The sequence below is a fragment of the Streptomyces sp. NPDC056948 genome (assembly GCF_042674225.1).
Lineage (GTDB): Bacteria > Actinomycetota > Actinomycetes > Streptomycetales > Streptomycetaceae > Streptomyces > Streptomyces purpurascens.
Genome location: NZ_JBHUQX010000370.1, coordinates 1 through 9656, shown reverse-complemented (window position 1 = coordinate 9656; position 9656 = coordinate 1). Strand labels below are relative to the sequence as shown.

The following is a 9656-nucleotide window of genomic DNA, read 5'->3' as shown; positions in this document are numbered from 1 at the left end:
GGATTTGAACCTGCGACCCCTTGACCCCCAGTCAAGTGCGCTACCAAGCTGCGCCACGTCCCGTTGCCCGTCTGACCTGGGGGTTCCCCCGGCCGAACGCGCAGGGAAACAATACCGCACTCGCGCCGGTGATCGCGCATCCGTTTCCGGGGGCCGACCCTCCCGGGGACATCACTCCGCCGTCGGGAGTCCCAGCCGGGGATGCGCCTCCAGGAGCCGGTTCGGGGCCGCCTGGCGCCAGGAGTCGCCGAGGATGTCCCGCAGTTCGTCCTCGCCCTCCAGCGCGTCGAGCCGGGCCCGCACCCAGGCGAACGACGCCTCGTGGTCGGCGATCCAGAATTTCTTCGGCTCGGCGAGCACCAGTTCGTCCCGCTCCACTTTGGGGCAGCGCACGGCGACGGACGTCTCTTCCTCCGGCAAGGTCGCGAACATCTTTCCCGCGACCCGGAACGTGGGCATGCTCCAGGCGATCTTCTCCGTCGTGTCCGGGAAGGAGAGGGCGATACGTCGTACGTCTTCGGCATCCGGCATGGCAGGCACGGTAGCCGCTCCCACTGACAATCACCTGGTGAGAGCGACTGCCGGAACGCGCTTGTAGTAGATCGTCGTCGGGCGGAGCACTCCGTCGGGGCTCGCCGCGTAGTCGGGGATCGCACCGATCGCGGTCCAGCCTGCGGACCGGTACAGCCGCTCGGCGGGGCTGCCGGTCTCCGTGTCCAGGTGCAGGAGGGTGACCCCGGCCGCCGCGGCGGCGTCCTCCGCCGTCGCCAGGAGCCTGCGGCCGAGGCCGCGTCCGCGGGCGTCCGGGTCCACCATGAGCTTGACGAGTTCGGCGCGGTGACGGCTGTTGACCTTGCCGGGGAAGGCGAGGCTCACGGTGCCCAGCACCCGGTCCCCGTCGTACGCCGCCCACACGACGAGCCGGCCCGCCGCCACGTCGGCGGCCCGCTCCTCCCACCAGGCGAGAGCCTCCGCGCGGTCGAGCGGGGCGAGGAAGCCGACCGAGGCACCGGCGTCGACGGTGTCGGCCAGCAGGCTGGCCAACTCCCCGACTGTCTTGCGGAGTCGAGCTTCTTCGAGACGGTTGACGATCACGGCCGCACCACCGCCAGCAGATACCGCACGCCCTCGGGAGCGTCACACCGGAACCGGGTCGGCCCCCACACGCGCATGCGCAGGCAGTCGCCGGTGCCGAGGTGGTGTTCGGTGTCCTGCGCGGTCACGTCGAGGGCGCCTTCCAGCACCCAGATGTGCTGCTCGAGACCGGCGACGGGCGGACGGTCGTAGGCGATGTCGGCGCCGGGCGAGAGGCGGGCCTCGACGAGTTCGCCGCGCAGGGCGGAGTGCGGCGGGGACACGGACCGCCGTACGAAACCGGAGGCCTGGTCCTGCCACAGGGGCTGGTCGGCCGCCCGCACCACGGGTGCCGGCTCGGCCTCGACCTCGCTGAGCAACTGGGACATGGTCCGCCCGTAGACGGCGCACAGACGGTTCAGCAGCGAGGCCGTGGGGCTGATCTCCGCCCGCTCGGCCCGGGACAGGGTGGACCGGCTCACTCCGCTGCGGTCGGCCAACTCGCCCAGGGACCAGCCGTGTTCGGCCCGCAGCTCGGCCAGGCGGACGCCCAGCCGGGTGTCGACCGGGTCCGCACCATCGTCGTCGTTTCTCACATTCGGGACGCTATCCCGGATATGAGACACCGAGGTTTCGCAGTCCTCACACCGGCAGCGGCTGCGCCTGGGCCGCCGCACCGAGCGCGTCCAGCACCGGGCTGATCAGGGGATGCTCCTCGGCTCCCCGGCGTACGGCGGCGAAGACCCGCCGGGTGGGGGCCGTGCCGTCGACGGGGCGGACGACCACGCCCGTGAGGTCCATGCCGCGCAGCGCCGAACGCGGTACCAGGGCGACGCCGGCGTCGGCGGAGGCGAGGGCGACGACCGCGCGGAAATCGTCCGAGGAGTGCTCCATGCGGGGCTGGAAGCCGGCGGTCTCGCAGGCCAGGACCACCACGTCGTGGCAGGGGTTGCCGGGGTACGGGCCGATCCAGGGGTCCTTGGCCAGTTCGGCGAGCGGGACCTCCGGCGCGCCGGCCAGGCGGTGGGTGACAGGCACGACCGCGTCGAAGGGCTCGGCGTACAGCGGGACGTGGGCCAGTCGCGGATCGTCGGCGGCCGGGGCCCCGCGGTACTCGACGGCGACGGCGACATCGACCTGCCGGTCCAGCACCATCGGCAGGCTGGCGTCGCCCTCGGCGTCCTGGACGCGGATGCGGATCCCGGGCGCGGACTCGGCGAGCCGGGCCACCGCGGGCGCCACGACCAGGGCGATGCCGGTAGCGAAGGAGGCGACCGTGACGGTGCCCGCCGCTCCCGAGCTGTACGCGGCCAGCTCGGCCTCGGCCCGCTCCAGCTGGGCGAGGACCGCGTTGGTGTGGTTGAGCAGGATCTCGCCGGCGGGGGTGAGCCGTACGCCCTTGGCGCCGCGCTCGACGAGCCGGTGTCCGGTCTCCTGCTCCAGCGCGGCGAGCTGCTGGGACACGGCCGACGGGGTGAGGTACAGCGCGGCGGCAGCCGCCGTCACCGTACGGTGGTCCGCCACCGCACGGAGGATGTGGAGCCGCCGCGCTTCGATCATGCGATCGATTGTCTCAAATGCACCGCTCAGACCTGCTCGGCGTCCAGCTCGGCCCGCGCCGCCACGAACGCGTCCACCGCGCGGTTGACGTCCTCCGTCGAGTGCGCGGCCGACAGCTGTACCCGGATCCGGGCCTGCCCCTGCGGCACGACCGGGTAGGAGAAGCCGATCACGTACACGCCGCGCTCCAGCAGCAGCTCCGCGAGGCGGCCCGCCTTGGTCGCGTCGCCGATCATCACGGGCGCGATGGCGTGGTCGCCGGGGAGGATCTCGAAGCCCTCCTCGGTCATGCGGCCGCGGAAGAGGGCGGTGTTCTCGGCGAGCCGGACGCGCAGGTCGTCCGCGGACTCCAGCAGGTCGATGACCTTCAGGGAGGCCGCCGCGATCACCGGGGCGAGCGTGTTGGAGAAGAGATACGGCCGGGAGCGCTGGCGCAGCAGGGCGACGATCTCGGCGCGGGCCGCCACATAGCCGCCGGACGCGCCGCCGAGGGCCTTGCCGAGGGTGCCGGTGATGATGTCGACGCGGTCCATGACGCCGTGCAGCTCGGGCGTGCCGCGCCCGCCGGGACCGACGAAACCGACGGCGTGCGAGTCGTCGACCATGACCATCGCGTCGTAGCGGTCGGCCAGGTCGCAGATCTCGCGCAGCGGCGCCACATAGCCGTCCATGGAGAAGACGCCGTCGGTGACGATCAGCCGGCGACGCGCGTCGGACGCCTCCTTCAGCCGGGCCTCCAGCTCGGCCAGGTCACGGTTGGCGTAGCGCAGGCGGCGGGCCTTGGACAGCCGGATGCCGTCGATGATCGACGCGTGGTTGAGCGCGTCGGAGATGACCGCGTCCTCCGGGCCGAGCAGCGTCTCGAACACACCGCCGTTGGCGTCGAAGCAGGAGGAGTACAGGATCGTGTCCTCCTGGCCGAGGAACGCCGACAGCCGCGCCTCGAGTTCCTTGTGCACCTCCTGCGTACCGCAGATGAAGCGGACGGAGGCCATGCCGTAGCCCCAGCGGTCCAGGGCCTCGTGGGCGGCGGCGACGACCTCGGGGTGGTCGGCGAGGCCGAGGTAGTTGTTGGCGCAGAAGTTGAGGACCTCGCCGGGGCGGCCGCCCGCGGTGACGTTCACGGTGGCGGACTGCGGGGTGCCGATCACGCGCTCGGGCTTGTGCAGGCCGGCGGCGCGGATCTCGTCGAGGGCGGCGCGCAGGTCGTCGCGCACGGAGTCGAACATGAGAGGGGCTCCTAAAGTGCTTGCGGGACAGGGGGTTACGCGGTCCAGTCGAGGATGACCTTGCCGCCGCGGCCGCTCGCCGCGTCGGCGAACGCCGCCTCGAAGTCGCGGTAGCCGTACCGGCCGGTGATGACGGGCGCGAGGTCGAGGCCGCCCTCGAGCAGTACGGACATCGCGTACCAGGTCTCGAACATCTCGCGGCCGTAGATGCCCTTGACGGTGATCATCGAGGTGACGATCCGGGCCCAGTCGACGGGGAACTCCTCGGCGGGCAGGCCGAGCATCGCGATCCGGCCGCCGTGCGTCATGTTGGCGATCATGTCGCGCATGGCCTCGGGGCGGCCGGACATCTCCAGGCCGATGTCGAAGCCCTCGCGCAGACCGAGCGCGCGCTGCCCGTCGGCGATGGTGGCGCCGGAGACATCGAGCGCGAGGCTCACCCCGACCTTGCGGGCCAGCTCCAGCCGCTCCGGGCTGACGTCGGTGATCACGACGTTGCGGGCGCCGGCGTGCCTGGCCACGGCCGCGGCCATCAGACCGATGGGACCCGCGCCGGTGATCAGGACGTCCTCGCCGACGAGCGGGAACGACAGGGCGGTGTGCACGGCGTTGCCGAACGGGTCGAAGATCGCGGCCACGTCGAGGTCGACGGGCACCCGGTGCACCCAGACGTTGGCGGCGGGCAGCGCCACGTACTCGGCGAACGCCCCGTCCCTGCCCACACCCAGCCCCACGGTGGCCCGGCACAGATGACGGCGGCCCGCCTGGCAGTTGCGGCACTTGCCACACACCAGATGGCCCTCGCCGCTCACTCGGTCGCCGATGCCGATGTCGGTGACGTCCCGTCCGGTCTCGACGACCTCGCCGACGAACTCGTGCCCGAGCACGAGCGGGGTGCTGATGGCCTGCCGCGCCCAGCCGTCCCAGGCTCTGATGTGCAGGTCGGTGCCGCAGATACCGGTGCGCAGCACCTTGATCAGTACGTCGCCGGGCCCGACGGCGGGCTCCGGGACGTCCGTGAGCCACAGCCCGGGCTCCGCCTTCTCTTTGACCAGCGCCTTCACCGCTATGGCTCCTGTGGGTGAGTCCCGGCTCCGGACATGCCGAAGAAGCCCCTGGGCCGGGAGAGGAGTGGGATCGCACTGCAATCTGCCGTACGGCGGCCGCACCGGTCCATCGAGGATTTCTTAAGCGCCGCCTCAGCTTTCCTTCACGCCCTCGGGGGCGCCACGGAAACCCGGGCGTTCAGTACGGCAGCGAGCCGTCCAGACCCTCCAGCCGCAGGACCAGGTGCGCGGCGTGTTCCTTGATGGCCGTGAGGCCCGGCTTCCCCCAGGGCCTCGGCTCGACGTCGGCGACACTGACCGTGCCCAGAACCAGCCCCGTGCCGTCGAGGAGCGGTGCCCCCAGATAGGTGCGGATACCGAACTCGTCGACCACCGGATTGCCCGCGAACCGCGGATAGTCGCGGACGTCCTCCAGGACCAGGGCCTTGCGTCGCGCCACCACATGGGGGCAGAAGCCATGGTCGCGGGGCAGGGCACGGCCCACCTGTGGGCTGGTGCCGTCGCCGCGCACCACCGGCGCGACAGCCGGGACGTACAGGCCGGCGTAGAACTGCCGCTGCTCGTCGGGGAAGTTGACCATGGCGTACGGCGCCCCGGTGAGTTCGGCGAGGCTTCGTGCGAAGGCGTCGAGTGCGGGTTCGGGGCGCTCCCCCAGACCCAACCGGCGCAGTCGGTGGGTGCGGGCGGGGGCCTCCTTGTCCTCGGGGGTGAGCAGCAGACGACCGGCCGGGCGCGGCGGGTCGTAGCTCATGGGCGTACTCGCGAAGTGTGGGCATGCGTCATACAGGGGCTCCGTGGCAGGTGTTATGGGGTCACATGTGGGCGCCGTACCCCGTCGTGGGGGCCGGGGTGTGGGCGATGAGGTGGCGCACGAGGGTCAGCAGGGTCCGGACCCCGGAGCTGGAGATCCGGGCGTCGCAGCACACGACGGGGACGTCCTCGGTCAGGTCGAGGGCCGCGCGCACCTCCTCGGGGTCGTAGCGATGGGAACCGTCGAACTCGTTGACGGCGATGATGAAGCCGAGGCCGCGCTGTTCGAAGAAGTCGACCGCCGCGAAACACTCCTCCAGGCGGCGGGTGTCGGCGAGGATGACCGCCCCGAGAGCGCCCTCGCACAGCTCGTCCCACATGAACCAGAACCGTTCCTGGCCGGGTGTGCCGAACAGGTACAGCACATGTGCGGGGTCGAGGGTGATGCGGCCGAAGTCCATGGCCACGGTCGTCTCGACCTTGTTCTCGATGCCGTCGAGGTTGTCGGTCGCGGCACTGACGGTGGTGAGAAGCTCCTCTGTACTGAGCGGCGCGATCTCGCTGACCGCGCCGACGAAGGTCGTCTTGCCCACACCGAACCCGCCCGCGACCAGGATCTTGAGCGCGGTGGGGAACGGATCGGCGCTGCCGCGCGGTCCGTCGGCGTAGTCAGAGCTGTCGTCGTAGTCCATCGAGCACTGCCTCCAGAAGAGCCCGGTCCGTCGGGTTGTGGTAGAACGCGGGGGGTTTGGTGGTCAGCGCCCCGCAGTCCACGAGGTCTGCCAGCAGCACCTTGGTGACGGCCACCGGCAGTTTCAGATGGGCGGCGACCTCGGCGACCGCGACGGGCGCGCGGCACAGGTCGAGCGCCTGTGTGTGCTCGGGGCCGAGGTAGCCGAGGGGGGTCGCCCCGGTGGCCATCAGCTGCGACATGAGGTCGAGCGCGACGGTGGGACGGGTGCGGCCGTTGCTGACGGTGAACGGGCGCACCAGCCGCCCGGCCGCGTCGTCGAGCCAGGGCCCGTCACCGGCCGCCGTCACGGTCAAGGCCTCATCGCCGGGGATTCGACGGACTGCTGCCGGGGAGCGGTGACCAGGTAGGGGCGAACGCTCTTGACGAGCATCGCCATCTCGTAGCCGAGCACGGCCGCGTCGGCCTCCCGGCCGGCGAGCACGGCCAGGCAGGTGCCGGAGCCGGCGGTGGTGACGAACAGCAGGGTCGAGTCGAGTTCGACGACGACCTGCCGTACGTCACCGCCGTCGCCGAAGCGGACACCGGCGCTGCGGCCGAGGGAGTACAGGCCGGAGGCCAGGGCGGCCATGTGGTCGGCGCTGTCCGGGTCGAGGCCGTGCACGGACTTCACGAGCCCGTCGCAGGACAGGAGCACGGCGGCGTTCGTGTGCGGTACGCGCTGCACGAGGCCGCTCATCAGCCAGTCGAGATCGGATACCTGCGCGGTCGGCGCATCGCTCGCCATGGTGGATCGACTCCTTGGGGTACGAAGGTCTGCGGGAGCGCTGGGAGTGGGGGTGGAAACGGGAGTGGTCATCCGGCGGGTGCGCTCCCGTCCCGCCGGGCGGTGGTGCTGTGGTCGGTGTGCACCGGCTCCAGGTGTGCCGGCTCGATGTGCGTCGGCTGCTCCCTGTCGCCCCGGCCCATGTCCCCTGACTCCATGTGCTGTTGCGCCTCGGCGAGGCCGATGCCGCGCTGGAAGGCCGCCATCAGACCGGGGTCGTGGCCGACGAGGTACTCGGGGTCCTGGCGCGGCGTGGGACCGTCGCGCAACTGGGGTGCGATGTGCTCCTGGGCGCGGCGGCGGGGCAGTTGGGGTTTGCCCATGGTGCCGCGCACGGTGCCGTTGCGGGGAGTGGGCGGCTCGGTCACGTTCCCGGCGAGGACGCGCCGGTCGTCCGGGCTGATCCCGGGCCGTGCCTCGGCCGGGGTGGGGCGCTCCCGACGGGTCCCGCGCACGGGCAGGGGCGCGGGGCTGCCGTTCGTCGGCGTTCCGCCCAAGTCCGGTCCGGCGTCCCGCTGGTGCGCTCGGGACGCGGCAGACGCGGAGGGCGGGACCGGCTGCCGTGCCTCGGACGCGACACCCGACACGGACGAGAATCCGTACACCGTCGAGGACCCTGACGCGGGCGCGGATCCGGAGTCGGTCGAGCCTCCAGGGCCGACCTCGCCGGACACTGTCCGGGCTCCCGCCTCGGGCAGCGTCCCGGCACCGGCACCGGACTGCCCGCCCTCCGGCTGCCCAGCGCCCTCCGACGCCCCCGCCTCCGCCCCCAGCAGCGCCTGCGGCACGACGAGCACCGCCTGCACTCCGCCGTAGATGTTGGTCTGGAGGCGGACGTTGATCCCGTGCCGCCGGGCGAGCTGTGAGACCACGAACAGGCCGATGCGTCCGTCCGCGAGGAGCCGGGCGACGTTCACCTGGTCCGGGTCGGCCAGCAGGGCGTTCATCCGCGTCTGCTCCTCGACGGGCATGCCGAGTCCGCGGTCCTCGACCTCGACGGCGAGCCCGGAGGTGACGAGGTTGGCGCGCAGCAGCACCTGGGTCTGCGGGGCGGAGAACACCGTGGCGTTCTCGACGAGTTCGGCCAGGAGGTGGATGACGTCGGCGACGGCGTGGCCGCGCAGGGTGCCGTCGATCGGCGGCACGAGTTTGACCCGCGAGTACTGCTCGACCTCGGCGATGGCCGAGCGCAGCACCTCGGTCATGGAGACCGGGTTGCTCCACTGGCGGCGGGAGACCGCCCCGCCGAGCACGGCGAGGTTCTCGGCGTGCCGGCGGATGCGGGTGGCGAGGTGGTCGACGTGGAAGAGCCCCTTGAGCAGCTCGGGGTCCTCCATCTCGTTCTCCAGCTCGTCGAGGATGGAGATCTCGCGGTGCACCAGTGACTGCAGGCGTCGGGCGAGGTTGACGAACACCTCGAGCTTCTGTTCGCTGCCCGCCTGGCTGGAGAGCTGCGCGGCCTCGACGACGGCGGTGAGGGCGCCGTCGTGCGCACGGGTCAGGTCGGCGGCGAGGAAGTCGAAGTCGTCGGCGTCCTCGGCGGGACCGCCGCGCTGATCGTCGGGAGCGTGCTGCGGCGGGCCGTCGCCGCGGCGCAGCGTCTCGACCAGGCCGCGCAGGTCGGCCTCACGCCGCGCGGTGGCGCGGCGCAGGACACCGATGCGGTCGTGCACGGACCGGGCGGCCCGGTTGGCGGCCACCGCGGCGACGACGATGCCGACGAGGGTCACCGAGACCGCCCCGGCGAGCACGGCCCACAGCGTCAGGCCCGGCCGCGCTCCGGTGGACCGGACGGTGAAAAGGACGGCGGCACAGCCGCTGAGGGCGACGGCGACGGGCGGCAGCACCGCGAGACGCAGTAGCTGGGGCCGTATGTGGGTCTCGGGCAGCGCGGGTGCGGTGCGGGCGGCCGGCCGCCCGTGCCGCCCGCCCTCACGGCGGTCTGCGCGTGTGGCCGGGGCGCGGAGGTGAGACATCGGTGTCCTCGTGCTGGTCCGTCGGTCCTGGGTGCCAGGGGGGCTCGCGGGCGTGCGATCGGGCTCGCGTGGCCGCTGCCGCGCCCTCCGGGCCGCCTGCCCGGACGCTCCCCGCCTCCGCCCGGCTCCGACGCGACCGGAATCCGGGTCCTGGCCCGGGCCGGGGGCCACGGCCGTAGCCGTACCGGCGTCGGTGGTGCGTGGGCGGCGGGAATCCCCGTCGCGTCTACTCCCTCGTCCGCCTTGCGCCTGCACGTGCCGGTCCCCGCTCCCTGATCCGCCCTGTTTCCCGACGGCCACTGACAGTAGTCGCCAGCGCATCATGTGCGGTGGGCAGTTGACAAACTCATACGGTGAGCGTCCCGCTCTGGTATGAGGTCTCGTACGACAGACCGATAACCCCGTCACACACCTGGCCACGAATGGACACAGCTCGATCCGACCTGGTCAGAAGCGGGCACACGGAAACGGCGAGGGCCGGGC

The 9656-nt window shown here is 72.1% G+C and carries 11 protein-coding genes; all 11 read right to left on the bottom strand.

The window, feature by feature from the left end:
* Window positions 1–171 precede the first annotated feature (171 nt).
* Window positions 172–531, bottom strand: coding sequence for an MmcQ/YjbR family DNA-binding protein (locus tag ACFTZL_RS34565; RefSeq protein WP_382591149.1), 360 nt, complete (start codon window positions 529–531; stop codon window positions 172–174).
* 30 nt (window positions 532–561) lie between these two features.
* Window positions 562–1095, bottom strand: coding sequence for a GNAT family N-acetyltransferase (locus ACFTZL_RS34560; RefSeq protein WP_382591145.1), 534 nt, complete (start codon window positions 1093–1095; stop codon window positions 562–564).
* Window positions 1092–1670 carry a helix-turn-helix domain-containing protein gene (locus tag ACFTZL_RS34555; protein ID WP_382591142.1) on the bottom strand — a complete coding sequence of 193 codons (579 nt, stop codon included), beginning with the start codon at window positions 1668–1670 and terminating at the stop codon, window positions 1092–1094. Before ACFTZL_RS34555 ends, ACFTZL_RS34560 begins: the two co-directional genes overlap by 4 nt.
* Before the next feature lie 46 nt (window positions 1671–1716).
* Entirely contained in the window at window positions 1717–2634 is a 918-nt protein-coding gene (locus tag ACFTZL_RS34550) for a LysR family transcriptional regulator (protein WP_382591139.1), read from the bottom strand.
* Between the two features lie 26 nt (window positions 2635–2660).
* Window positions 2661–3863, bottom strand: coding sequence for a glycine C-acetyltransferase (locus tag ACFTZL_RS34545; RefSeq protein ID WP_382591136.1), 1203 nt, complete (start codon window positions 3861–3863; stop codon window positions 2661–2663).
* Window positions 3864–3898: 35 nt separating this feature from the next.
* Window positions 3899–4927 carry an L-threonine 3-dehydrogenase gene (tdh, locus tag ACFTZL_RS34540; RefSeq protein WP_382591133.1) on the bottom strand — a complete coding sequence of 343 codons (1029 nt, stop codon included), beginning with the start codon at window positions 4925–4927 and terminating at the stop codon, window positions 3899–3901.
* 181 nt (window positions 4928–5108) lie between these two features.
* On the bottom strand, window positions 5109–5681 hold the full coding sequence (locus ACFTZL_RS34535) for a GAF domain-containing protein (protein ID WP_382591131.1): 573 nt from the start codon (window positions 5679–5681) through the stop codon (window positions 5109–5111).
* Window positions 5682–5742: 61 nt separating this feature from the next.
* Window positions 5743–6372 carry an ATP/GTP-binding protein gene (locus tag ACFTZL_RS34530; protein WP_382591128.1) on the bottom strand — a complete coding sequence of 210 codons (630 nt, stop codon included), beginning with the start codon at window positions 6370–6372 and terminating at the stop codon, window positions 5743–5745.
* Window positions 6350–6721, bottom strand: a complete 372-nt coding sequence (locus ACFTZL_RS34525) for a DUF742 domain-containing protein (protein WP_382486274.1) — start codon at window positions 6719–6721, stop codon at window positions 6350–6352. The genes ACFTZL_RS34530 and ACFTZL_RS34525 overlap by 23 nt, the downstream gene beginning before the upstream one ends.
* 2 nt (window positions 6722–6723) lie before the next feature.
* The gene (locus ACFTZL_RS34520; RefSeq protein WP_382591125.1) at window positions 6724–7158 is read right to left on the bottom strand and encodes a roadblock/LC7 domain-containing protein; all 435 of its coding nucleotides are present in this window, start codon (window positions 7156–7158) and stop codon (window positions 6724–6726) included.
* A gap of 68 nt (window positions 7159–7226) precedes the next feature.
* On the bottom strand, window positions 7227–9173 hold the full coding sequence (locus tag ACFTZL_RS34515; protein WP_382591122.1) for a sensor histidine kinase: 1947 nt from the start codon (window positions 9171–9173) through the stop codon (window positions 7227–7229).
* Between the last annotated feature and the right edge of the window lie 483 nt (window positions 9174–9656).